The 26,651-nt window shown below is 69.0% G+C and carries 5 protein-coding genes; all 5 read right to left on the bottom strand.

Annotated features, from left to right (window positions below):
- On the bottom strand, nt 1–2,109 hold a 2,109-nt coding region (locus ACEPPI_RS23625), incomplete at its 3' end, for a type I polyketide synthase (protein WP_373917254.1).
- Nucleotides 2,106–5,324, bottom strand: coding sequence for an amino acid adenylation domain-containing protein (locus ACEPPI_RS23620; RefSeq protein WP_373917253.1), 3,219 nt, complete (start codon nt 5,322–5,324; stop codon nt 2,106–2,108). The genes ACEPPI_RS23625 and ACEPPI_RS23620, both read right to left, overlap by 4 nt.
- A 14-nt stretch (nt 5,325–5,338) precedes the next feature.
- Nucleotides 5,339–14,074 carry an amino acid adenylation domain-containing protein gene (locus ACEPPI_RS23615; RefSeq protein ID WP_373917252.1) on the bottom strand — a complete coding sequence of 2,912 codons (8,736 nt, stop codon included), beginning with the start codon at nt 14,072–14,074 and terminating at the stop codon, nt 5,339–5,341.
- Between the two features lie 45 nt (nt 14,075–14,119).
- A complete protein-coding gene (locus ACEPPI_RS23610) occupies nt 14,120–22,147 on the bottom strand; it encodes a condensation domain-containing protein (protein ID WP_373917251.1) in 8,028 nt (2,675 codons plus the stop codon).
- Nucleotides 22,144–26,643 carry a MupA/Atu3671 family FMN-dependent luciferase-like monooxygenase gene (locus tag ACEPPI_RS23605; protein WP_373917250.1) on the bottom strand — a complete coding sequence of 1,500 codons (4,500 nt, stop codon included), beginning with the start codon at nt 26,641–26,643 and terminating at the stop codon, nt 22,144–22,146. The genes ACEPPI_RS23610 and ACEPPI_RS23605 overlap by 4 nt, the downstream gene beginning before the upstream one ends.
- Nucleotides 26,644–26,651 lie beyond the last annotated feature (8 nt).

Below are 26,651 nucleotides of genomic sequence, written 5' to 3'. Positions count from 1 at the left end.
CGCGGCCCGCTCGACGGACTCCTCGGACCCGGACAGTACGGTCTGGGCCGGGCTGTTCACCGCCGCGACCACACAGCCCGCCGCCTCCGCGAGCTCCTGCGCCTCGGCCTCGCCGAGCCATACCGCCAGCATCGCGCCGGGTACCTGGCGCTGCATCAGGTCCGCGCGGGCACAGACCAGACGGATCGCGTCCGGCAGCGTCCACACCCCCGCCACCGTGGCCGCCACGTACTCGCCCAGACTGTGCCCCACCATCGCGGACGGCACCACACCCCAGGCTCGCCACTGCTCCGCCATCGCGTACTGCACCGCGAACAGCGCCGGCTGCTGCACCCGGGTTTCGTTCAGCCGCTCGGCCGCGCCCTGCGACGGCTCGCCGTAGAGCAGCGCGCGGAGGTCCTCTCCCAGCTCCTCCTGCACCACGCGCGCGCACTGCTCGAAGACCTCGCGGAAGACGCCTTCCCGCTCGTACAGCTCCCGGCCCATGCCCACGAACTGCGAGCCCTGGCCCGCGAACAGGAAGGACACACGCCCGTCGGAACGGGCCTGCCCGGTCACCAGACCGGATCCCTCCGCCAGCGCCCGCACGGCGTCGTCACCACTACGGGCCACCACCGCGGCACGGTACTCGTGCTGCCTCCGCCCCGTCTGCAGGCTGTACGCCACGTCCGGTAGGGGATGCGCATCCCGTCCCGCCAGGTGTTCCGCCAGGCGTGCCCGCTGGCCGGACAGTGAAGCCGCCGTCTTGCCCGAGGTGACGAGCACCTCCCACGCGGGTTCGGTACCGGAATCCTCCCGGCCGGGAACTTCCACCACGGGGGGCTGCTCGACGATCACATGCGCGTTGGTGCCGCCCATGCCGAAGGAACTCACCCCGGCCCGCCGCGGCGCCGGACCCGACCAGTCACGCAACTCCGCATTCACGAAGAACGGACTCGACTCGAAATCGATCTCAGGATTCGGCGTCCGATAATGCAGACTCGGCGGAATCAGCCCCCGCTCCACACACAGAACCGCCTTGACGAACCCCGCGATCCCCGCCGCGGTATCGAGGTGGCCCACGTTCGTCTTCACCGACCCGAGCGCACAGAACCCGCGCTTCGACGTCGATGCAGCGAACGCCTGGCTCAGTGCGGCGATCTCGATGGGATCACCGAGCGGTGTCCCCGTCCCGTGTGCCTCGACGTAGCCGATCGACTCGGCATCGACCCCCGCCACCTGCTGAGCCTCATAGATGACGCTCGCCTGACCCGTGACACTGGGCGCGGTGAACCCCACCTTGTCCGCACCGTCGTTGTTGACCGCGGAACCACGGATCACCGCACGGATCGTGTCCCCGTCACGCACCGCATCCGACAGCCGCTTCAGCACCACGAGTCCGACACCACTGCCGCCGACGGTACCGCGCGCCTCCGCGTCGAACGCCCGGCAATGGCCGTCGGGGGAGAAGATGCTCCCCTCCTGATACCGGTAGCCGCCGCGCTGGAGGACGTTGATCGTCGCCCCGCCGGCGAGTGCCACGTCGCATTCGAACTCGAAGAGGCTCTTGCACGCCTGATGGATCGAGACGAGCGACGTCGAACATGCCGTGCCGATCGTCATGCTCGGGCCGGTCAGGTCCAGGCGGTGGGAGATCTGGGTTGCGGCGAAGTCCTTGTCGTTGAACAGGGAGATCTGGCGCGCGAAGGAGGTCGTCAGATCGGTTCGTGGCAGGAGGTGGTGGAGGAAGTATCCGCTGCGCCCGATGCCGAGGAACACGCCGATCGTGTCCTCGGTCTCCGCCGGGTCGCAGCCTGCATCCTCGAGTGCCTCGACGGCCACTTCGAGGAGGAACCGCTGCTGCGGATCCATGATCTCCGCTTCACGCGGCGTGTAGCCGAAGTACGCGGCGTCGAACTCCTCGATCCGTTCGAGGATTCCGCCCGCATTCACGAGCTCCGGATCCGCCAGGATCGCGGGGTCACCGTGTGCGGCGACGACGTCGTCGTCGCTGACGCGGGAGATCGACTCCGTCCCCCGGACGAGGTTCTGCCAGAATTCCTCGACGTTCGCGGCTCCGGGGGCACGCAGTCCGATCCCTACAACGGCGATGCTTCGGTCGTCGGTCACTGCTTGTCTCCAGTCCGTGCTGCGCCCATCGCCGCGCGGCGCCTTTCGAGTCGACTCTGGACACCGGCGAAGGCCGGCTTGTCCTCGGTCCCGGATATGTGCCGGGCCAGCGAGGCGATCGTCGGATATCTGTACAGATCGGTCATGATGACCCGGTTCGGGTAGGCGGCCTTCAACTGGCCGAAGACTCGGGCCAGGAGGATCGAATCGCCTCCGAGGTCGAAGAACCCGTCGTCGGCCCCCGGGCGGGAGACATCGAGCACCGCCTCCCAGATCGCGGCGATCGCCTTCTCGGTCTCGGTCCCCGGAGCCCGGTAGGTGCGCTGCGCCTGCGCCGGTTCGGGGGAGGGGAGCGCGGCCCAGTCGACCTTTCCATTGGGGGTCAGGGGTATGGCGGCCAGCTCGACGAACCCGGCGGGAAGCATGTAATCGGGGAGCGTCGCCCGGATCGCTGCCACTGCCCCCGCCCGATCGAAACCGTGGTCCGCTTCTGCGACGACATACGCCACGAGACGCTTGGTGCCCATCCGGTCCTCGCGCACGGCGGTCACTGCGTCACGGACACCATTGAGCTTCCTGAGTGCCGCGTCGATCTCTCCCAGCTCGATACGGAAGCCGCGCAGCTTCACCTGGCGGTCGTTCCGGCCCAGATATTCGAGTTCGCCGTGCGGGAGCCAACGGGCCAGGTCCCCCGTACGGAAGAGACGGGCTCCGGGGCGTCTGCCGAACGGATCCGGAACGAACCGCTCGGCCGTCAACGACGGCCGGCGGTGGTAGCCCTGCGCAACTCCTTCGCCGCCGAGGTAGAGCTCCCCCGCGACACCCGTCGGAACGGGATTCATCGAGGAGTCGAGCACGTAGGCCTGCGAGTTCGCGATGGGGCGCCCGATGAGGGGCTTCGCGCCGTCCTCGGTGACGAGGGCGAACGTCGAGTACACGGTGTCCTCGGAGGGCCCGTACAGGTTGTGAACCTTGCGTACGCCGTCCCGCGCGTAGAGCCGGTCGACGAGATCGCGGGACAGCGGCTCACCCGCGAGGTTGACCACGCGCAGGCGGTCCGGCAGCTCACCCAGGCGCAGAAGGGTGTCCATCGCGGAGGGGACGGTGTTCACCAGCGTCACGCTGTCGCGGGCGGGCAGGGACGGCAGGAGGAGCGCGTTTCCCGCGAGGATGACGGTGGCCCCGGTCGTGAGCGGCAGGAAGAGTTCGAATACGGAGAGGTCGAAGCAGATCGATGTCGAAGCCAGCGTCCCCTCGAGCTCGGCGGGGGAGAACACCCCCTGTGCCCAGGCGAGGAATGCCCCGACATTGCGATGCGTGACCTTCACGCCCTTCGGCGTACCGGTCGAACCCGACGTGTAGATCACGAGGGCCACGGACTGCTCGTGCAGGACCGTGCAAGCCGCCGGGGCCCCGGCCCCGGCCTCGGCAGCGGTTTCCAGGTCGTCCTCCTGGTCGACCATCAGCAGCCGGGCCGACGAACGGGAGAGGGCCTGGAGCGTGGAGGCCTGGGCCAGCACCACGGTGGGCGCCGCGTCGGCCAGGATCTGGTCGATGCGTGCCGACGGGTACGCGGGATCGAGCGGGACGTAGGCCGCTCCCACCTTCCAGATCGCCAGCAGCGCTGCCGGGAGATTGGCATCACGGTCGAGGCACACCCCCACGAACGCTCCGGGGGTCACCCCCGCTGCACGGAGCCGCCGTGCGAAACCGTTGGCGACTGCGTCGAGGGCCGCGTAACTGAACTGCACGTCACCCGCGATGAGGGCCGTCGCATCCGGTGTCGCCGCCACCTGTGCTTCGAACAGCTGGTGCACGGCCGGCTGTACGCGCTCGTCGGTCGTCGGTCCGTTCCAGTCGGCCAGCAAACGCTGCCGCTCTCCCTCGCCCACGATCGGCAGCGCGCCGATCGCGCCCTGCGCGTCAGCCAGCCCGGTGAGCAGGACCTGGTAGTGCTCCAGCATCCGCTCGACGGCAGCGGAGTCGAACCGGTCCTCGTCGAAGGCGAGCTGGAGGGAGATCTGTTCGCCGGGAGCGACCACCAGCGTGAGCGGGAAGCTCGTCTGCTCCGACATGCGGACCGATTCGACGCGTATCCCTGCGCCAGGGGCGTCGAGTACCGCCCCCAAGGGGAAGTTCTCGAACACCACGAGAGACTCGAACAGCGGCACATCGCCCTGCACGTCCGTCCAGCGCCGGATCTCCGCGAGAGGCGCGTACCCGTACTCCTCGCGCTCGACCTGTTCCATCTGGAGCTTGCGGAGCCAGTCGGCGGCGCGTGCCTCGTCGTCGACACGGACGCGTACCGGAAGCGTGTTGAGAACGCACCCGACCATCGACTCCACACCGTCGATCGATGGCGGGCGTCCCGACGTCACCATCCCGTGGAGGACGTCGCGTTCGCCCCCGTAGCGCCGGAGGAGGACCGCCCACGCTCCCTGCACCAGAGTGCTGAGCGTGATCCGCTCACGCCGCGCGGCGCCCTGAAGGGCCGCCGTGGTCTCGCGCGAGAGCAGCACACGCCGCTTTTCGACGCGGCCGGGCTCCCGGTGGCCGGCCGTGGGCCGGTCCACTCCCAACGAAGTCGGGCCGTGCACTCCGGCGAGCGACCGGCGCCAGTAGTCCTCCGCCTTGGCGGCATCCTGCGCGCGCAGCCACGTTATGTACTCGCGGAACTCCGTGACCGGACCGAGCGCTGCCGAACCGCCTTCCGCCAGGGCCCGGTAACAGCGCATGATCTCGCCCATCACGGTGGGCATCGACCAGCCGTCGGAGATCGCGTGATGGCGCGTCCACAGGAACCGGTGCCGGTCCTGCGAAAGGCGCACCAGGAAGCAGCGCATCAAGGGGGCGCGGGACAGCTCGAAGTCCTGCCCGCGGTCCTCCGCCATGAAGGCGTCGAACTGCGTCTCCTGCTCATCGGCCGGCAGGCCGGTCCAGTCCTCCTCGCGCCAGGGAAGACTCACCCGCCGGCGTACGACCTGCAGCGGCTGGCTCTGGTCGAGGCGCATGAACAGAGTGCGATGGGCCGCATGCCGCGCCGTCACCTCGTCCCAGGCCGCTCGGAACGCGTGCACATCGAGGGGCCCGCAGACATCGAACGCCAGCTGCACGACGTAGACACCGCTGTGGGGGGCGAGCTGCGACTTGAGCAGCATCGCGTGCTGGAGCGGCGACAGCGGATAGATCGCCTCGATGTCGTTCGTCTTGTTCATTGCGTCAGTCAGTCCTAGCTCTCAAGGTCCTCAAGAAGGTCATCGAGCTCTTCCTGGGTCAGGTCGATGTCCGGGAATGCGGTCGGATCGAGCCGCAGGCGGCCCGCTCGGCAGTCGTCGAGAACCCGTCGCACCGAGTCGGTGAACCGGTCGGCGAGTGCCTCGATCGTTCCCGTGTCATGCACCGACTCGCTGAAGGTGAAGTCGATGCGGAGCCGGCCGTCCGCCACGATCCCGTTGATGTTCAGCAGGTGCTTGCGCCGTTGCGCCCCGCCGTGCGACGCGCCGACGGAGTCGGTGGACAGCGCGAACAGCGAGTCCGGCAGCCGTGAGGCGTCAGCTTGTCCCAGGTAGTTGAAGACGATCTCCGCCTCGCTACCGCGGCCCAGGCGTGCGCGGGTCGACTCATCCGCCGTCGCCAGATGGCGCAGCAGACCGAACCCGACCCCGCGGCGCGGAATGCTCCTCACCTGTTCCTTCACGGCCCGCAGGCCGTTGTCACCGGCCACGTCGAGGCGCAGCGGATACATCGCCGTGAACCAGCCGATGGTGCGCGAGATGTCCACGTCGTCGAAGAGCTCCTCGCGGCCGTGGCCCTCCACGTCGACGAGCAGCGCGCTGGAGCCGGTCCACGGTGCGCACGCCTCGGCCAGCGCGTACAGCAGCACCTCGTGCACATCGGTCCTGTGTACGGCGGGCACGTCGCGCATCAGCGTCGTCGTGTCGTCGGCGGAGAGCTCCGCGGTGACCGTCCGCGCCGTCGCCTCGGTGTTCTCCCCGTCGTGCTCGCGCGGCAGCGGCGCCGCCGCCCACTCGACCTGGCGTGCCCAGTAGTCGAGTTCACCCTGCGTCTCGTCGTCGGCAGCGTGTGCTTGGAGCCTCGCGACCCATTCCTGGTACGAGGTCGTCTTCAGGGGCAGCAGGACGGAGCGGCCTTCACGCAGCGCCTCGTAGGACGCCTGGAGGTCCTCCATGAGGATGCGCCACGAGATGCCGTCGACAACGGTGTGGTGGATGACGGTGTAGACCTGGTCCTGGCGCCGGCCGCCGTAGTCGATGTAGACCATACGGATCAGCGGCCCGTGTTCCAGATCCAGATCGCTCTGGGTGCGCGCCTGCATGGCGGCGATCGTCTCGGCCCAGGACGACGGCGGCTCGCTCGTCAGATCGAGACGGCCGACCGGTACGGCCGCCTCCTCCGGTGCGCTCGTCCACTGGCGTACGCCGGCCCCGTCACGGACGAAGCGGTTGCGGAGGGCGTCGTGGTGGCGCACGACGGCATCACACGCCTGTGCGAGCAGGCCGAGGTCGAGGCTTCCCGTGGTGACGTCGACCAGCACCGCCTGGTTGTAGTGGTGGGCGTCGGCGAGTTCCTGCTCGAAGAACCAGCGTTGGATGGGAGCCAGCCCGGTCTCGCCCAGGACCAAGCCCTGATATGCCCGCGTCCCGGTGCCCTCCTTGACGACCAGCGCCAGCTCGGCGAGCGTCTGGTGCTGGAAGAGGTCACGTGCGGAGAGGACGATCCCGGCGTTCTTCGCGCGCGAGACCATTTGAATGGCGATGATCGAATCGCCGCCGAGCTCGAAGAAGTTGTCGTCCGCGCCGACCCGCGGCAGCCGCAGCAGCTCGCTCCAGACCTGTGCGAGCCGTGCCTCGACCGGTGTTCGTGGTGCGAGGAACGCCGAGGCCGGCCGCGGCTCGACGAGCGGCTCCGGCAGCGCCTTGCGGTCCACCTTTCCGCTGGGGAGCAACGGCATCGCGGCCAGCTCGACGAACAGGGCCGGGATCATGTACTGCGGCAGCCGCTCCTGAAGGTGCCCGCGTACGCGGGCCAGGTCGAATCCGTCCGCCGCGACCACATAGCCGACGAGCCGCTTGCCGCCGCGTCCGTCGTCGTCGGCCACGACCACGGACGTCTTCACGCCGGGCGCGTCCGCGAGCACCGACTCCACTTCACCGAGTTCCACCCGGAAGCCGTGCACCTTGACCTGGTGATCGCGGCGGCCGATGAACTCCACTTCGCCGTCCGGCCGGTACCGCACGATGTCGCCCGTGCGGTACATCCGCGCTGCGGGATCCGCCGTGAAGGGATCAGTGACGAACCGTTCGGCCGTGAGCTCGGGCCGGTGCAGGTAGCCGGGGGCAACGCCGTCACCTGCGATGCACAGCTCACCGGGCACTCCGACGGGAACCGGGTGCAGCCGCTCGTCCAGGACGTGGACGCGGGTGTTGGAGAGCGGACGGCCGATCGAGTTGCCCGGGCCGGTCACCTCATGGCTGGTGGACCAGATCGTCGCCTCCGTCGGACCGTAGACGTTGAGCACCCGGCCGCGAACGCTCGCGGACAGGGTGGCGGCCAGGGTGGGCGGCAACGCCTCTCCGCCGACGAGCATCCAGTCGAGCCCGTGCAGGGACTTCCGCGTCTCGTCGTCGGCCACCATCAGCGCGGCGAGCGACGGGGTGCACTGGAGATGCGTCACCCCGTGCCGCTCGATGAGCCCGGCGATGTCCTGGCGAGGCTCCTCCTCGGGGGTGGGCGACACCATCCGGCGCAGGGCATCGAGGTGCTCGAAGCTTGCCAGCACCTCGTCCGCGCCGACCCCGAAGTCGACGAGGCAGGCAATTTCGTCCACTCCGATCTCACGGAGCCGGTCCACCAGGGTCACGCACTGTTCCGGCGTACCGAAGAGACCGCTGCTGCCGTAGTAGCGGTCGAAGGCGTGATCGAGGAGTGCGTCGAGGTCGCTCTCGTCGAAGTCCTCGAGTTCGAGCCCGCGCGAGCGCGCGAGGGGACGGATGAGCTCGACGGACTCGCGGAGGTAGTTCTTGAACGGCTCGCGCACCGTCCGCCGGACGAAGTCCTCGTCGTCCGAAACGAACGTGTGGAGCATCAGCGTGACCTGTCCCTCGCCGGCATGTCCTGCCTCGGTCCAGGCGGCGCGGTACACCTCGATGGCCCGCGCCAAATCCTCGGCCGACTGCCCCAGGAGGTGCGTCAACAGATTGGCTCCGATGGCACCGGCACGACGGAACGTCTCCGGATTGCCCGCCGCCGTGATCCAGACCGGCAGTTCGGACTGCACCGGGCGCGGCAACGTGCGCACCTCGATCTCCTCGCCGGTGCCGGACATCGCGGGCACCGCCTCGCCTCGCCACAGCCGGCGTACCGTTTCGAGATCGCGGAACATGATCTCTTTGCGCTCGGCGAAGTTCTCGGGAGCGAGGGCGAAGTCGTGCGGCTGCCAGCCGGCGGCGATCGAAAGCCCCACCCGCCCGTTGGACAGGTTGTCGATCACCGCCCAGTCTTCGGCGACCCGGATGGGATGGTGCAGCGGGAGCACCAGGCTTCCGGTACGGATTCCGATCCGACTGGTGCAGGCGGCGAGGGCGGCTGCGGTGATTCCGGGGTTCGGGTAGAGCCCGCCGAACGTGCCGAAGTGCCGCTCCGGAGTCCACACCGCGGCGAAGCCGTGCTCGTCGGCCCAGCGTGCGCCTTCGAGGAGCAGTCGGTACTTGTCGGTCTCGCGCTCACCGGCGTCGCTCGCGAAGTAGAACAGGCTGAGGTCGACGGACCTGTCCGTGCCGGCTGTGCGGGCCTCGCTCAGCACCAGCTCCTCACCGGCCAGGACGACCTTGAAGCCACGCGTGAGCGACCACAGCAGTTCGAGGACCGAGATGTCGAAGGTGTAGTGCGTCAGCGCGAGCCAGGTGCCCGGTGTGGAATCGCCGAAGCGGCGGTCCATGGCGGAGAAGAAACCGGCCAGGTTCCGCTGCGCGACCATGACGCCCTTCGGACGGCCAGTGGACCCGGACGTGTAGATCACGTACGCGAGGTGCTCGGGGCGGACCGTACGTACGGGCTGCGGCGCGTCGGCGGGCGCGTGCGTCTTCGGATCGATGAGCTCGACGCCCTCCGGAAGCTCCGCCGCACGGGCGCCCGGCGCGACCACGAGCCGCAGCCGCGCGTCCTCGATCATGTACGCGATCCGGGCGGCGGGAGCCCCGGGGTCCAGCGGAACGTACGCGCCACCCGCCTTGAGCACGGCGAGCATCGCCACGACCATCTCGACCGAGCGCTCCAGCCAGATGCCGACGAGGCCGTCCTCGGCAATGCCCCGTGCCCTCAGGACCCGCGCCAGTCGGCCTGCCTCCCGGTCGAGTTCGCCGTAGGTGAGGGAATGATTTCCGAACACCAACGCCGTGGCGTCGGGGTCGGCCTGCGCACGTGCCTCGAAGGCGTCGGCCACGAACTGCTCGTCGCCGGGAGCCGCGTAGCCCCGGTTCCACTCCGAGAGGACGAGCTCCCGTTCCGGCTCGGTCAGGAGGCCGAACTCGCCGATGCGGGCACCCGGCTCGCGGACGATCGCCCGGACCAGCTCTGTGAAGTGGCCGGCCAGCCGCTCCATCGTGCCCGCATCGAAGAGATCGGTGCGGTACTCGATGCGCCCCACCAGTCCCTCCTCGTTCTCGACCAGGTCGACGGTGAGGTCGTACTTCGCGAAGGCACCCGGCAGGGTCAGCGGCTCGATTCCGAGACCGTCCATGCCCAGGCCGCCGCCAGGCGCGGTCTGGTACACGAAGAGCGCCTGGAAGAGCGGGGTGTGTCCGGGGTCCCGCGGCGGGTTCAGCGCCTCGACGAGGCGTTCGAAGGGCAGGTCCTGATGCGTCTGCGCGGCGAGCGTCACCTCGCGCACCCGGCCGAGCAGCTCGTCGAACGACGGGTCGCCGGACAGGTCGGTCCGTATCACCAGTGTATTGAAGAAGCACCCGATGAGGTCCTCGGCCTCGGCCCGTGTCCGGTTCGCGACGGGCGTGCCGACGACGATGTCCTCCTGGCCCGTGTAGCGCGACAACAGGACGTTGAACGCGGCGAGCAGCGCCATGAACATCGTCGACTGCCGCTCGCCGGAGAGGGCGCGCAGCGCGGCCGCGGTGGCGGGGTCGATGGTGATCGGGAGGGTCGCTCCCCCCGTGCTCTGAACGGCGGGCCGCGGTCGGTCGGTCGGGAGTTGCAGCAGCGCGGGCAGGCCGCGCAGCTGCTCCGTCCAGTACTCCAGCTGCGGTTGGATCTCCTCCGCTTCGAGCCGCTGGTTCTGCCAGGAGGCGAAGTCCGCGTACTGGATCGCCAGGGGTGCCAGGGGGGAGGCCTGTCCCGCGCGGAACGCCGTGTACAGCGTCACGACCTCCTGCCAGAGCACGGCGGTCGACCACCCGTCCGAGACGATGTGGTGCAGACATAGGAGCAGTACGTGCTCCTCGGGTGTGACGCGCAGGATTTCGGCCCGGAACAGCTCGTCGTGTTCGAGGTCGAAGGTGCGCGCGGCGAAATCCCGTGCCCTGGACAGCACGTCCGGGGCGGAAACGTCCACCACCGGGACGTCGGTGGAAGAGGCCGGGCGCACGACCTGCAGGGGCACGTCGTTCACCGGGACGAAATTGGTGCGGAGCGCCTCGTGGCGGCGGACCACCTCGCTCAGCGCCTTGACCAGGGGCGCGATCTCCAAAGCGCCGCTGATGCGGATGGCCGCGGGGATGTTGTAGGCGGCGTTGGCGCCGTCGACCTGGGAGAGCACCCAGAGACGGCGCTGCGCGTAGGACAGGGGCAGCGGTCCGGTGCGCTCGATCGGCGTGATCGCGTCGCCGGCTCCGGCCTTCCCGGCCGTACTCTCGCGGTCGATCAGTTCGGCCAGCTCCGCCACGGTGGAGGCCTCGAACAACGTGCTGACGTGAAGCCCCACTCCGGTCGCCGCCCGCACCCTGGCGACGACACGGGTGGCACCCAACGAGTTGCCGCCGAGCGTCTGGAAGAAGTCGTCGTGCGCCCCGACCTTCTCGCAGCCGAGGATGTCCTCCCAGAGCCCCGCGAGCAGGGTCTCCGTCTCCGTGCGCGGCGCGACGTAGCTCTCCGCCCTGGACGCTTCGGGGTCCGGCACCGGCAGTGCCCGCCGGTCCACCTTCCCGTTCGGGGTCAGGGGCAATGCCGGCAAGGTGACGATGGCGGCGGGGATCATGTAGTCGGGCAGTTGCGCGCGCAGCTGCTCCCCGAGTTCGGCGGTCTGCAGGTGGGCACCACGGCGCGTGACGACATAGGCAGCGAGGTAGGGGTCGGCCCCGTCGGAACGTACGACGACCACGGCGTCGCTCACCCGCTCGCTGCGCAGGAGCACCGTCTCGATCTCGCGGAGCTCCACCCGGTGACCGCGGATCTTCACCTGCTGATCGGCACGGCCCAGGAAGACGGCGGCGCCGTCCGGCCGCTGCCGGACCACATCTCCCGTGCGGTACATGACCGCGCCCGGCTCGTCCGAGAAGGGATCGGGAAGGAAACGCTCGGCTGTCGCGCCCGGCCGCCCCCAGTAGCCACGCGCGACGCCCCGGCCACCGATGTACAGCTCGCCCGAGGCCCCTTCCAGCACCGGACGCAGCTCCCCGTCCAGGAGGTAGGTGCGGTAGTTCGGCAGTGGGCGCCCGATGGGGACGGGTCCGGTGATCACGTCGGGCGTGGCGAGGGCCAGGGCGCCGACTGCGGTCTCGGTCGGTCCGTAATGGTTGACGACCCGGAGGTCGGGACGCAGCCTCCGCACCTCCTGGGCCAAGGACGCGGGCAGCTCCTCACCACCGAGCACCAGACAGGTGGTGGGCAGCAGCTCGGCGCCTTCCTCGGAGTCGAGGAGCGCTGCGAGATGCGAGGGAACGATCTTCAGCATGTCGACGGGCTGCTCGCGGAAGCGGCGGACGAGTGCGTCGGCCGACAGGACTTCGTCCGGCGCGGCGAGGAAGAGCGACCGTCCGGTACACAGGGCGCCGAACACCGCGGTGTGCCCGAGGTCGGCAGCCGTGGTCGCCAGGGTGGCGAGTACGGCGTCTTCCGGCAGGGCGAGCTCGGGCAGGACGCCTTCGACGTAGGCGCGGATCGCGCGGTGCGGTACGCCGACGGCCTTGGGGCGACCGGTCGACCCCGAGGTGAAGACGAGGTAGGCGAGGTGCTCCGGATGCATGGCGCCGCCGGGCGGCGTGTCCGGCAGCGAGCCGAGCTCCGGGGCGTCGTCCAGGTCGATCACCGGAACACCGTCCGCTGCTTCGCGAGAGGTCAGACCGCGGTGCGTGACGATCACCGCCGGGCGGGCGTCCTCGATCATCTGCGCGAGGCGGGCGGCCGGTACGGACGGGTCGAGGGGGACGAAGGCGCCACCCGCCTTGAGCACGGCGAGCAGGGCGACGACGTAGTCGACGGAACGCTCGACCACCAGCCCGACGGGCACGTCGGGGCCTGCTCCCCGCGCGCGCAGGGCGTGCGCCAGCCGGTTCGAGTTCCGCTCGACCTCGCCGTACGTCAGCCGATCGCCCCCGCACACGACGGCGAGGGCGTCGGGCCGTGCGGCGGCCCACCGCTCGAAGCACGTGTGCACGAGCCGGTCCTCCGCGGGTGGCCGGCTCTCACCGGTGCCGTGTGCCAGAACACGGGCGGTTTCCTCCCGGTCGGCGAGCCCGAGGTCGCCGACCGACGCCTCGGGATCGGCCACGATCGCGCGGACTACGGAAGCCAGCTGGTCGGCGATCCGTGCCGCCTGCCGTGCCGACACCTGCCCGGTGCGGTGGACGACGCTCAGGGTCGGCTCGCCCTGTGCTCCGTGGGCCACCTCGAGGTGGAGGGACGAGCCCACCGGTGGGACGCGGAGCCCCACCACGGACAGGTGCAGGTCACCGAGGCGCACCTCTCCCGGTATCTCGGCGCAGGCGAAGGAGAAGGGGACCGGCTCGGTGGCCTTGGTCCCGTCGAAGGAGAACTGGTCCGCAGGCGCCGCGGCCTGCGCCCTGTCGAGGTCCTTGACGAGAGCCGCGAAGGGCAGCGCCGGGTCCATCACGGTGAGGAGCGGGACGGGGCTCTCGAAGGTCCCGACCACCTGCTCCAGCTCGTCCAGACCACGGGACGTCGGCAGGACCGCCGTCACGATCCGGTCGTCGCCGGTGAGCCGCCACAGCAGCACCTGCCAGGCCCCGAGCAGCAGCGCGGGCACCGACCGGCAGAGCTGCGACGCGACCTGCGCGACTGCTGCGGCCTGCGTCCCGTCGAGAGGAACCCGCACCACACCACTGCCGGTGTCCGCCCCGGTCTCGAAGGGCATCCGCATCTCACGTGCGGCGGGCAGCTCGCGCCCGAGCCACGTGTCCATCTGGGCCCGGGCCTCGTCGCTGCCGACCTGCTCGTGCAGCCACTCCGCCGCATCCAGGTACTGCAGTGACACCTCGTCCTGCGCCTGCCCGCCGAGTGCGGCGGCGAAGTCTTCGAAGACCACGGCGAACGACCGGCGGTCGACGAACATCCCGGAGGCCGTCAGAACGAGAACGGACCGGCCGGAGCCCACCATGAGCCGTGCCCGGGCCGGGTCGGCGTACCCCCCTGGAGCGGTCGGACGATGTGCGTCCTCGTCGGCCGCCCGCTGGACCGCGTCGGCCGCGTCGGCCGCTCCGTCCGGAAGGACATCGTCGATCCAGTCCGGCCCGACGCTGTCGTCCACCACTTGCAGGGGCGTCGCCAGGCCGGACACCGGCACCAGTCGTGCGCGCAACGACTCATGACGTTCGATCACGGACTGCACCGCGCGCATGACCTCGGACCGCTGCGTCGGCCCCTCCAGTGCGATACGGCACTGTGCACGGCGCCCGGCAGCATGCGACCACACGTGGGCCTGCTGAGGCGAAAGCCGGAAGCCGGCCGTCGACGTACGTTCGAGATCGGCGTCGTTCATCGTTTTGCGACTCTCCATTGGTGTCAGCTGACAGGGCGGGCGGTATCAGCTGTCTTCTGCGACCGGTGCCGGGGAGCTCATGTCTCCGAGCGCCACCACGATCTTGCGCGGACCGACGAACGGACGGCGAGCGTGCGCGATGAGCATGTTGTCGATGACCAGCACATCGCCCTCCTGCCACTGGAACGTGAGGGATTCCCGGTCCATCAATTCACGGATTTCATCCACTACAGAGTCTTCGATCACCGAGCCGTCACCCCAGTAGACGTTGCGCGGCATGCCCGCTTCGCCGTAGAGGTCGACGAGTGACTGCCGGGTCTCGGAATCGAGGCAGGAGACATGGTGCAGTGCCAGTTGGTTGAAGAAGACCATGTCCCCGGTACGCGGGTGCGGCAGGACCCCGTCGGCCACCCGCCAGGTCTTCAGGGTGCCGCTGGAGCTCCACTTGAATCCCATTCCGGCCTCGGCGCACTTGCGTTCCACCTCGGCCGGGTCGTCCGTGCCGTAGAAACGGGACCAGCTCACGTCGACCGACTCGATGAAGTTCCGGACGTAGCGCAGCTTCTTCTTCTCGAACTGCTCGACCAGCTCGGGGCGAAGCTTGGCGTAGACCTTGCGGCAGTCGACGATCGGCGTCTCGCCGCCTTCCTGCGGCGCCACGATGCACGAGAAGAACTGACGCATGGGCCAGGTGTGCAGATGTGAGCTCTCGTTGTGGAAGAGGATGGACTGGTCCTCGGGATACGGGGTCGACTTGTAGATCTGGTCGGACTCCCCCTCGCGGGGCAGGTCTCCGTACTCCCGGAAGAGTGTCGGGCAGATCGCGCCCGCGGCCTCTTCGAACTTGGCCACCGAGCTTGAGTGGAAGCCCCGAAGCAGCAACGCCCCGTGACGGTGGAGGTAGGACTCCACGACATCCCGGTTCGCCCGGAGCCAGCCGGGCAGGTCAACGCCTTCGCCTGCCGGCTCCAGGACGAGCGGCGTCTGCGGCAGGCCGGGCAGGAAGCCCGTCTTCACCGGATTGATCTCCGTGATCTCCACCGAGCGCCGCTTCGCACTGCGCAGCGACTGGAGCCTCGACGTCTTGGAATTCTCCTCGGTCATGTTCCTCAACCTCAACTCGTCGTCCGTCTCCATCCGCAGCGATCCGATGCGCTCCTCCGGCGTTTCCGCCGCACTCGTCAGAAGCTGTACGAGATGCGCCGACATACGCTCGACGGTGGAGGCGTCGAACAGTTCCGCGTTGTAGATGAACGTTCCTACGATTCCCTGATCCTGTTCTTCCATGAACAGCGTCAGGTCGAATTTCGTATGCAGCGCATCGACTTCGATCGTGTGCGCCGCGATTCCGGGAAGTTCAAGCGTGATGTTCAGCTTCTGCAGCAGGAAGAGGACCTGGAAAAGCGGCGCGTGGCCCGGATTCCGCTCCTGTCGCATTTCGTCGACCAGCGTCAGGAACGGCAGGTCCTGATGCGCGTAGGCGTCGACGGACGTGGCACGCACACGTTCCAGAAGCTCCGTGAAAGTCGGATTCCCCGCCAGGTCCGTACGCAGCACGAGGTTGTTCACGAACATGCCGATCATCTGCTCGAAGACGGCACGTGTGCGGTTCGCGTTCGTCGTCCCCACGGCGATGTCGGTCGTGCCGGCATGGCGGGAGAGGAGCACGTTGAACGCGGCGAGCAGCACCATGAACAGGGTCGCGCCCTCGTCCCGACCGAGTGCGTCCAGCCGCGCCGACAGCTCCGGGGGAACGACGAAGCGGTGTACGGCATTGCGTATGTTCTGCCGGTCGGGCCGCGGCCGGTCCGTCGGAAGTTCGAGCAGCGGAGGCAGCCCCGCGAGCTTGCGCCTCCAGTACTGGAGCTGCTCGTCGAAGACCTCGCCCTCGAGCCAGCGCCGCTGCCACTGTGCGAAGTCCGCGTACTGGTAGTCCAGCGGCGGCAACGGAGACAGCTCGCCCCGCGCGAACGACGAGTACAGCATGACCAGCTCATTGACCAGTACACCGAGCGACCAGCCGTCGGAGACGACATGGTGGATGTTGACGAGGAGGACGTGGTCCTCGTCGTCGATCCGCAGCAGTGCCACCCGGATGAGCGGACCGGTCTCCAGGTCGAACACGCTGCGCGCATGCTCCTGGGCGAGGTCGTGGATCTGGTCCTCGCGCACCTCGCGGACCGGCAGCTCCACGGTGAAGTCCTCGTGGACCCGCTGTACCGGAGTGCCGTCCACCGAGTGGATGGTGGTGCGCAGCACTTCGTGCCGGCTGATCACCTCGTGGAGGCTGCGCCGCAGTGAGTCGATCTCCAATGTGCCGACCAGGCGCACCGCGCCCGGAATGTTGTACGTCGCGCTCGGCCCGTTGAACTGCTCGGCGAGCCAGAGCGACTGCTGGCCGAACGACAGCGGCAGCACGGCGTCCCGCGAAACACGCAGAAGTGGGACATCCGTGTGCGAGCCGCTGCCCTTCGCCTCGCGCACCTTCTCCGCGAGCCCGGCGACCGTCGGCGCGTCGAACAACGCCTTGACCGCGAGATCCACGGAGAACCGGCGCCGGACACGAGCGATCACCTGTGAGGCCAGGAGCGAGTCACCGCCGAGGTGGTAGAAGTCGTCGTGCCTACCGACGGACTCCGTTCCGAAGAGCTGCCTGAAGATGGCGAGGAGTTCGGCCTCGACGTCTTCGCCGGCCGGCGTTCCCCCCGACTGGCGGGCCTGGCGCAGCGCACGGCGGTGTTCGGCGCGGACGGCCGACGCCGCACCGGGGTCCTCGGCCCCCACGACGACGACTCCGGTCCGGCCGAGGGCGCGTGCGACCGAGGACACATCACCGTTGTCCGTCCAGTGGATCGACGTGTTCCCGGTCCGCTCGGCCGGCGGGCCGGTGAGAGCGTCGAGGAAGCCGCCGACGGCCGCGGACGCAGGCGTGCCCTTCCCGCCGCCGGCCGATGCCTCCGGAGACACGAACGTGATGTGCCGGACTCCGGCGTGGGCAGCCGCGCTGTCGATGGCGAGCGCGGCCTGCGCCTGAGCGGACACCTCAGCTCGGATCTCTGCCGGTGTCCACTCGGTCGAGGTGTCCGCGGCCGCCGCGTCCACGGCGTGGACGATGCCGTCCACGCCGCCGAAGCGTGTCCTGGCCAGGCCGATGACCTCGGCGAACTGCTCGGGGGAGGTCAGGTCCGCCGAGGCGACGAGCACCTCGGCCCCGCGGGCTTCGAGCTCGCGAACCCTGTCGATCAGCGTCCGGGTGGCGCCGAGGATCTCCTTGCTCCTGCGAGCCTGATAGGCGGTGAACTCCGGAGTGGCGATGGCCTCCGGCTGCTGTGCGAGCACGAGACCGTAGTCCGTCGAGGCCCGCGCGGCCGCTTCGAGGGGGAATGACACGACGTCCGCGAACGGCTGCTCACCCAGTACCCGGTCCCAGGTATCGAGTGAGATCAGTGGTGAACGCGTCCTGACCTCCTCGTCCTCGAAGAACCACCATCCTTCGGCGAGGCCCCACAGCATCTCGACCCACCGCAGCGACACGACGGCCTCGACGAGGCACAGCACACCGCTCGGGGCGAGAAGCCCCCGCAGGTTCCGCGTCGTCGCATCGATCCGCGGTGTCGCGTGGACCACGTCGAAACCGATGATGACGTCGAAGGAGTACGGGTCGAGGCCCTGGGCCTCGGGGTCCTTGGAAATGTCGAAGACCTGGCAGTGCATGTCGGCGAACCCGTAGTCCCCGGCCGCCTGCCGGGCGCGCCGGACGAAGGAGCTGCCCAGGTCGGTGAACGTGTACCGCACGTTTCGGCCGCGCAGTAGTGGGGCGATGAGTCGGGTCAACTGACCGTTGCCGCCACCGACTTCCAGAATCCTGAGTGGACGGCCCACGGTGGAGTCGGCCAGTCGGGCCAGCAGCCGGCCCAGGAGGGATGCGTAGACACCGTAGTTGCTCCCGTCCAGCAACCCGCGGAAGGCGGCCTCCAGCCGCTTCGGGTCTCCGTCGGGGAAGAGCACACCGACGGCGTCGATGTCACCGCTCAGCGCCGCCGGGTAGTGACGCACGCAGTGTTCGAGGAAAGTGATGGTGTCGTCGAAGCCGGGCAGTTGCTCCAGAGCGAACCGCGTACTCACGAAGTCCGCGGCGTCGCGGCCGACGAGGACCTCGATGCGGTCCCCGTCACGGCGGATGATCCCGTCCTCGCGGAGGACCTCGAGGAAGAAGTCGAGGAACTTGTCGAACTTGGGCAGGATCCGCATCCGGTCGGCGATCTCCGGACGCTGGTGGACGCGTCCTGGATTCAGGTCGACACCCGCCGCGACCAGCGCGTCGTACACGTACCCGCCGCAGAGCCGGTTCAGCGTCCGCTCGACGAGGCCTCGGTCCGGTCCCGAGTCCACTGCGGCCGTCAGCTCCCGCTCGATCCGGCCGAGCGACTCGGTCTCGTCACGTACGGGGGCCGCGACGGCGCCACCGAGTCCGACGGCAGCCTCGGCCAGGGCACGCCCCGGTCCGGTGGATTCGTCGAGCCAGTGCGGCCACTCGTCACGGTCGGGTACCGGTCGTCGGCCGACGAGGGTGAGCCGCGACCGGTGCGTCTCCGCGAAGTGCCGGGCCAGACGTGCCGAGGCACCCGTGAACCCGTCGGTGACGATGAGGCTCGCCGCCTCTCGGACGGGGTCGAGCGGCTCATCGGGCAGAGGTTCGTACGTCTCCGTGTAGCGGGCGCCCTCGCGATGGGCGACCACCGCATCGCCCAGCCCTGCCGCGACCTCCATGACGACGCTCTCGGCGGACGCCGACAGGTTTCCGTCGATGTCCAGGCAGGCGATGGCGAGTTCCGGGTGGTCATCCGCGGCGGCCCGGCAGAACCCGCTCAGCGTGCTCTTGGCGACCGAAGGAAGGTCGCCGGGCACCACCGCGTGCAAGTGGTCCGACACCACGGCGAGCCGCACGGAGAAGCCGGTCATGCGCCCGGCAAGGGCGTGGACCCAAGCCGCCGCCCTGCCCAGGCCGTCCCGCTGCGCCGCGTCGAAGTCCTCCGCCTGCCCGGCCGCAGCGGTGAGCACGACGGAGCTGGGCAGCCGGTCCTGTTCCTCCAGTGCGTCGAGCAGACGGTCGATGTCCTCGGGGCGCGAGGGATCGATCACGTAGCCCTCTTCGGATGCGGAGAAGGCCGCACCGCTACGGACCGGGACCACCGACTGGTTCGCTTCGAGGAGCCGGTGCGCCAAGGCTCGCCCGAACTCGTCCTCGTCCACTGCCAGCAGCCATGTGCCGCGTTCCCGGAGCGCGGCATCCGCGACGGCACCGTCCAGCGGGGCCGCCCGCCACCCGGGTGCGAAGTGGACCGGCTCATGCAGGACTTGACCCGTGACGGGCGAGGCCTCACGGGTGTGCGCGGCAACCACGGACTTCTTCGGATCCGGATCGATCCAGTGGCGCTGCCGCTCGAACGGATAGCCGGGCAGAGGAAGGCGGTGACGCCGCTGCCCCTCCCAGAACCCGTCCCAGGCGACGGGGACACCAGCGCAGTAAAGGGAACCAAGGGCGGAGAGCAGCGCCCCTCCGTCGGTCCTTGCGTCGTTTCCACCACGCCCGGAGGTGACGATCCGCAGCGGATCGACCCCCGTACGGCGCACCATCGGAGTCAGTGTCCGCCCAGGACCCACCTCAAGGAACATGTGCTGCGGGTCCTCGGCGATGGTGCGCACGGCATCGGCGAACCGCACCGTGCCACGCATCTGGCGCGCCCAGTAGGCGGGATCGCAGATCTCGTCCGGGTCGAGGGCACGCCCCGTCAGACACGACACGACGGGAATGCTCGGCGAGTTCCGTTCGACCTGCGCGACACGGGCCTCGAAGGCCCGAGCCACATCGTCGAGCATCGACGAGTGGAACGCGTGTGAGGTGCGCAGACGCCGGTACTCCACCCCCCGCGCAGACAGACGCTGTTCCAGTGCCGCGATCGCCTCGTACGGGCCGGAGGCCACGCACTGCCGCGGGTCGTTGACCGCCGCGAGCGAGCAGTCACCCAGCAGCGGTGCGAGCGAAGGCTCGTCGAGGGAGACGGCGAGCATCGCGCCGGGCGGCAGATCGTTCATCGCCCGGGCCCTGTCGACGACCAGGTCCAGCGCGTCCTCCACCCGGAACACCCCGGCCAGCGTCGCGGCGACGTACTCACCGAGGCTGTGCCCGAGCATGACAGACGGCTGCACGCCCCAGGCCTGCCACACCCGGGCCATGGCGAGAGAGACGGTGAAGAGCGCCGGCTGGGTGAGCCAGGTCTCGTCGAGCCGCGCACGCTCACGTTCCCCGGTCGCTGCGGACGGATAGATCAGCTCGCGCAGGTCGACGCCGAGCCGCCCCGCAGTGTGCTCGGCGCAGCGGTCGACCTCTCGGCGGAACGCCTCCTCACCCTCGTACAGGCCCGCGAGCATGCGCAGCTGCTGCGCGCCCTGCCCCGGGAAGACGAACGCGACCCGGGGCGGGTCGGTTTTCCGCTCCCCGGAGAGCAGGGCCTCAGGACGGGCCCCTTCGAGCGCGGCGATCGCCTGCGCCCGGCTGCCGCAGACGAACGCACGGCGGTGCGCATAGGCGCGGCGTCCACTGCTGAGGGTGTACGCGAGATCCGGCAGCGCCGCCTCGCCGGCCTCCTGAAATACCGTCACGAGGTTGCGGGCCGCCCGATCGAGCGCTTCGGGAGAGCGGGCGGAGACAACGATCAACTGCTCGCTGCGCGACTCCCCCGATGCCTCGCGGGCGGGTGCCTCCTCCAGCACCACGTGCGCGTTCGTTCCGCCGATGCCGAAGGAACTCACGCCGGCGCGGCGGGGAGTGTCTGCGGACGGCCAGGGACGGCGCCGGGTGTTCACATAGAAGGGACTGCCGTCGAAGTCGATCGCGGGATTCGGACGCTCGAAGTGCAGCGTGGGCGGCAGCTCCGCATGGCGCAGCGTCTGGACCGTCTTGATCAGACCGCTCACACCCGCGGCCACGTCGAGGTGCCCGACGTTGGTCTTGACCGAGCCGATCGCGCAGTACTGGTGCCGATCGGTCTTCTCGCGGTACGCCCTGGTCAGGCCGGCGATCTCGATGGGATCGCCGATGACCGTGCCCGTCCCGTGGGCCTCGACGTAGCCGACCGTCTCGGCGGGGACCTCGGCAAATGCGAGTGCGTCGGCGATGACGGCGGCCTGGCCGGTCGCGCTCGGGGCGGTGAATCCGGCCTTGGACGCTCCGTCGTTGTTCACGGACGAACCCCGGATGACGGCCCATATGTTGTCGCCGTCGGCGCGCGCGTCCTCGAGACGCTTGAGCAGGACGAGGCCCACCCCACTGCCGAAGACCGTCCCCCCGGCACGGGCGTCGAACGCACGGCAGTGGCCGTCGGGCGAGGAGATTCCGCCCTCGTGGTAGGTGTAGCCGACACCGCCGGGCAGGACCGCGCTGGCACCACCGGCGATCGTGAGATCGCAGTCATAGGCCAGCAGGGCCCTGCATGCCTGATGGACGGCTACGAGCGAGGTCGAGCATGCGGTGTCGACACCGATGCTGGGGCCCGTGAGATTGAACTTGTGCGAGATCCGGGTCGGCGCGAAGCCCTTGTCGGTGGCGAAGAAGATCCTCTGCATCCCGACCTGTTGCACGATCTCCGGCCGGGTGAGCACATTGTTGACGAGGTACGAAGGGAATCCGACGCCGACGTAGACCCCGGTGAGCTGTTTCAGGGTGTCAGGGTCGTAGCCCGCGTTGTCGAACAACGCCTGCGTGCACTCCAGCAGCATCCTGTGCTGGGGGTCGAGAATCGACGCTTCCATCGGTGTGAGACCGAAGAACTCGGCGTCGAAACGGTCCATCTCCTCGAGGACGCTAGCAGCCGGCACGTAGTGGGGATCGAGGAACTGCTCGGCCTCGACGCCTGCCGCCCGGAGTTCGTCCCGCGACAGCCTGGAGATCGATTCGACCCCTTCGGCAATATTGCGCCAGAACTCCTCCGTATCACCCGCTCCGGGGAAACGGCCGGCCATGCCGATGATCGCGACGTGCTGACTGTCGTCGCTCAAGTGCTGATCGCTCACGAACCCTGCCTCCTGCGCTGCCGTTGACGAACGGCAGCCTTCTGCTTGCTTGCCCGCCTCTCGGCGCCTGCGGCCAGTGTCTGGACACCGGTCTCTCCGCCCGCGCTGATGTGTGCCGCGAGCCCGGCGATCGTCGGGAATGTGAACAGGTCGACCAGTTCGATCGGGCCGAGTGCCGCCGTGGTGATGCGCGCGTGCATCTTCGCGGCAAGCAGCGAATGGCCACCGACTTCGAAGAAGTTCTCGTGGATGCCGACGCCCTCGCGTTCGAGCAGTTCCTGCCAGATCTCCTGGAGCAGGCTTTCGACCTGGTTGCGCGGCGCCAGATACGTGGCCCTTCCGCGGCCCTTGGCCTCCTGCGCCAGCCGGACGAGCGCACCGCGATCGACCTTGCCGTTCAGCGTCAGCGGGAGACGGTCCAACACGACGATCCGCGACGGCACCATGTACTCGGGCAGCTTGCTCCGGGCGTGGGCGCGCACACTCGACTCGTCGAGAGCCGCCGTCCCGCGCGCTACGGCGAACGCGACAAGGCTCATGTCGCCGTCGCGGTCCGGCCGGGCAACCACGGTGCAGCTCGCGAGGGCCGGGTGCGAGCCGAGCACGTTCTCGATCTCGCCGAACTCGATACGGAAGCCGCGTACCTTCACTTGGTGATCGGCGCGGCCCAGGAACTCGAAGCGACCACCGCCCAGGGACCGGACGATGTCGCCCGTCCCGTACATCCTGGCCCCCGGCCGGTCGGTGAACGGGTCCGGGAGGAACCTCTCGGCGGTCAGGGCGGGCTTGTTCCAATATCCTCGGCCCACGCCGGCCCCGCCGATGTACAGCTCTCCCTGGACGCCGATCGGCACCGGCTCGAGCTGCGCGTCGAGAACGTAGAGCGAGGTGTTCACAAGAGGGCCGCCGACCGTCACACGCCCGTGGTCGTTTGCTTCGAGCCGTTGCACCGCCGACCAGACACAGGTCTCCGTCGGGCCGTACATGTTGAACACGTCGGCCATTCCGGCGTCCCGAAGTTGTGCGACGAGATCCGGCGGTGATGCGTCTCCTCCGACGAGGAGGGTGCTCAGCGTGCTTCCGACCGAAGGATCGTTTTCCCGGCCGAGGAGGAGAAGGCGCGCGAACGCGGGTGTGCACTGCATGTGCGTGATGCCGTGCCGTGCGACGGCCTCGGCGGGCGTACGGGACGGCCTGGCAGCCGGCTCCGCCAGTGTGCGCTTGACGCTCGCGATGTGGCCGAGCGCCTCGAGCGCCACGTGGTCGGGGACACCGAAGTCGATGAGACAGGCGATCTCGTCCACCCCGGCGGCGGCCAGTTCGCGGACGAAAGCGGCACAGGACTCCGGTGTGCCGAACAGCGCGCTCGTCGTGAAGTAGCGCTCGAAGGCATGCTCGACGATCACTTCGCGATGCCGCACGGGATCGAGTCCGAGACCCTTCGCGATCCCCTGCATCAGATCGATCGAACTGCGGAGGTAGTTCTTGAAGGGCTCGCTGACCGTCTTGCGGACCACGTCGATGTCAGGGTGGACGAAGGTGTGCAGCATCAGCGTCACGACACCCTCGTCATGCCCGGCGGCGGTTCGCGCCGCACGGTAGACACCGATCTTGCGGGCCAGCTCCTGAACGCTCTGCCCCAGCAGGTGGGTCAGGAGGTTCGCGCCGGTCTCACCAGCTCTACGGAAGGTGTCCTCGCTGCCCGCGGCTGTGACCCACACCGGGAGTTCGGGTTGTGCGGGCCGTGGGAGCGTGCTCACCTTGATGTCCGTACCCACACCGTTTCGGCGTTGAACGGTTTCCCCTCGCCAGAGCCTGCGGACCACATCGATGTCGTCCCACATCGACTCCTTGCGCGAGGCGAACCGTTCGGGTGCGAGAACGAAGTCATTGGGCTGCCAGCCCGAGGCGAATGACAGACCGACACGGCCGTCGGACAGGTTGTCGACCGCGGCCCATTCCTCCGCGACCCGGAGCGGATCCTGCAAGGGAAGAACGACGCTTCCGGCACGTATCCCGACGTTGTCCGTCACAGCGGCTACGGCGCTCGCGAGCACCGCGGGGTTCGGGTACGCACCACCGAACGCGTGGAAATGCCGTTCGGGAATCCATACAGCGCGGAAATCATGGGCGTCCGCGAAGCGGGCTCCGTCGAGGAGCAGCCGGTACAGGTCCTTGCCCTTGTGTTCGCCGGAGTCAGCGGCGAAATAGAACAGGCTGAAGTCGACGGGGCGCTGCTGTGCCTCCACGGCCTGCGGAACAGGTGCCGCTCCCTGGGAGGTCCACAGCCCGGTCTCGATGACGACCTTGTATCCCCGGCAGAGTGTCCAGAGGAGTTCGAGGACGGATATGTCGAAGCAGACGCTCGTCACTGCCAGCCACACGGGCTGCTCGCCCACGGTCCAGGGTTCGCTCCCCATCGCCCGGTCGAGACCTGTGAACAGGTTGACGACGTTCCGGCGGGTGACCATCACGCCTTTGGGACGGCCGGTGGAACCCGAGGTGTAGATGACATAGGCGAGTGCCTCGGCCGAATTCCCGTGCAGGGGCTCGGGTTCGAGCCGTTCCGCATCGCTCTCCAGGGCGTGCAGGGACAGGACGTCGCCGGCGTAGGAACTCAGGGCGCGGCGCCCCGGTTCGTCCACCACACACAGCGCCACATCCGCGTCCTGGGCCATGTAGGCGAGCCGGTCCTGCGGGTAGGCCGGATCCAGCGGGACGTGGGCACCGCCGGCCCGCGCGACCGCGAGCAAGGCCACCACGAGGGCAGCCGACCGCTCGATGCACAAACCGACGCGGACTTCCTCCCGTACACCGTGCGCGCGGAGTGCTGCGGCGAAGCGGGCGACTCTGGCGGCCAGTTCTTCGTACGTCAGCGCCTCGTCGTCACAGACCAGCGCCGTTGCCCGTGGAGTCCGCAGCACCTGAGCGTCGAACTGTTCGAGCCATGTGGGCTCGTCGATGTCGATCTGCGGGCCGCTCGCCTCGTGGAGCAGAGTCCGCTGCTCCTCCGGGGACATCGAAGGCAGCGACGAAACATGCGCGTCGGGACGCGCGGCGATCTCACCGAGCAATGCGAGGTAGCCGTGCGCCAGGCGTTCGACCGTCGAGTCCTCGAAGAGGTCGACGTTGTACGTCCATGAGCAGACGAACCGCCCACCTGCCTGGTGCACCGACAGCACGATGTCGAACGGCGCTCCGCGCTGACCCGAGGAGGACAGCGGCTCCAGCGGCACCGCCTGCCCGGCGGAACGTGTCTGCTGCCAGACGTACATCACCTGGAAGAACGGCGAGCGGCTCGGGTCGCGCAAAGGGCTGAGCCGCTCGACGAGGAGCGGGAAGGGGTAGGGGTGGTCGAGGGCACGCAGGAGTGACGAGCGCGTCCTGCCGAGGATCTCGGTGAACGTCGGGTCACCCCGCAGATCACCGCGTACGACGACCGGATCGGCGAAGAAGCCCACGGTGTCCTGCATCTGGGGTGCGCGCCGCCCCGCGGCGGGTGTACCCACCACCACGTCGTCGGAGGCGGTGTACTTCTGCAGCAGCACCTGGAATGCCGACAGGAAGAACATGTTCGGCGTCGCGTCGCACTCACTCGCAATCCGGGCGAGCCTCTGCGACAGCGCGGGGTCCACCTCGACGGAGAGACGGGCACCACGCATGGTCTGGGCCGGCGGCCGCTGACGGTCGAACGGCAGGTTCATCACCGGCAGGCTGCCGCCGAGTTGTTCCCGCCAGTACGCGAGATTGCGTTCCGCCTCGGGCCCGGTGAGCCAGGTGCCCTCGCTTCGCACGTGCTCCACGAACTGCGTTGCGATGGGCCGCGATCGCGCCTCGTTCCCCGCTGTCCGGGCGCGATAGGCGGTCAGCCACTCGTCGACGATCATGTCGATCGACCAGAGATCCGCAGCGATGTGATGAACGACGATCACCAGCACGGGCCGCTCGTCGTCCGGACCGATGCGCACCAGCATCGCCCTGACCGGCAGATCGTGTTCGAGGTCGAAGGGGGAGTCCATGAAGGCCTCCACGACGCTCTCGACCGTATCTTCCGTCGCGGTCTCCTCGGTCAGGATCCGCGGCGGAGTCTCACGTGCCGACTGGGTCGGGTCGCCCTCCCCCCACGTGTACGTCGTGCGCAGGATCGCGTGCCGCGCCACCACCTCGCGCAGGGCGGCGTCCAGTTCACCCGCGTCCATGGCGCTCTCGGCCCGCGCCGCGAAGGCCAGGTTGTAGGCCGCGCTGTCCGGAGTCACGCGCTGGTGGAGAAGAAGGCTCTGCTGGCCGGCGGTGAGCGGATTCGATGCGGACGGCTCGCTCCCACGCTCCAGGTAGGCATGGAGCTCGTCCCTACGGCCACGCACCAGGTCGAGGAGCTCGGGCGTCAGTGCGTCGCGTGAGCCCCGGCACTGCAGCCGCCCGTTCTCCAGGAACACCCGCACGCCCCGCTCGGCAAGCGAACCCACCAGCTCGGAGGTGTTGTCAGGCTCCTTCATGTCCTTCC

Origin of the sequence: Streptomyces sp. AB3(2024), assembly GCF_041862025.1 — a bacterium.
Lineage (GTDB): Bacteria > Actinomycetota > Actinomycetes > Streptomycetales > Streptomycetaceae > Streptomyces.
The sequence above is the reverse complement of the archived record's forward strand: the minus strand, read 5'-3'. Positions and strand labels throughout refer to the sequence as shown.

What these genes read in the sequence shown, in the direction of transcription:
- ACEPPI_RS23615 (WP_373917252.1), bottom strand. Translation starts at nt 14,074, where the DNA reads ATGAACGACGCCGATCTCGAACGTACGTCGACGGCCGGCTTCCGGCTT.
- ACEPPI_RS23605 (WP_373917250.1), bottom strand. Translation starts at nt 26,643, where the DNA reads ATGAAGGAGCCTGACAACACCTCCGAGCTGGTGGGTTCGCTTGCCGAG.
- ACEPPI_RS23620 (WP_373917253.1), bottom strand. Translation starts at nt 5,324, where the DNA reads ATGAACAAGACGAACGACATCGAGGCGATCTATCCGCTGTCGCCGCTC.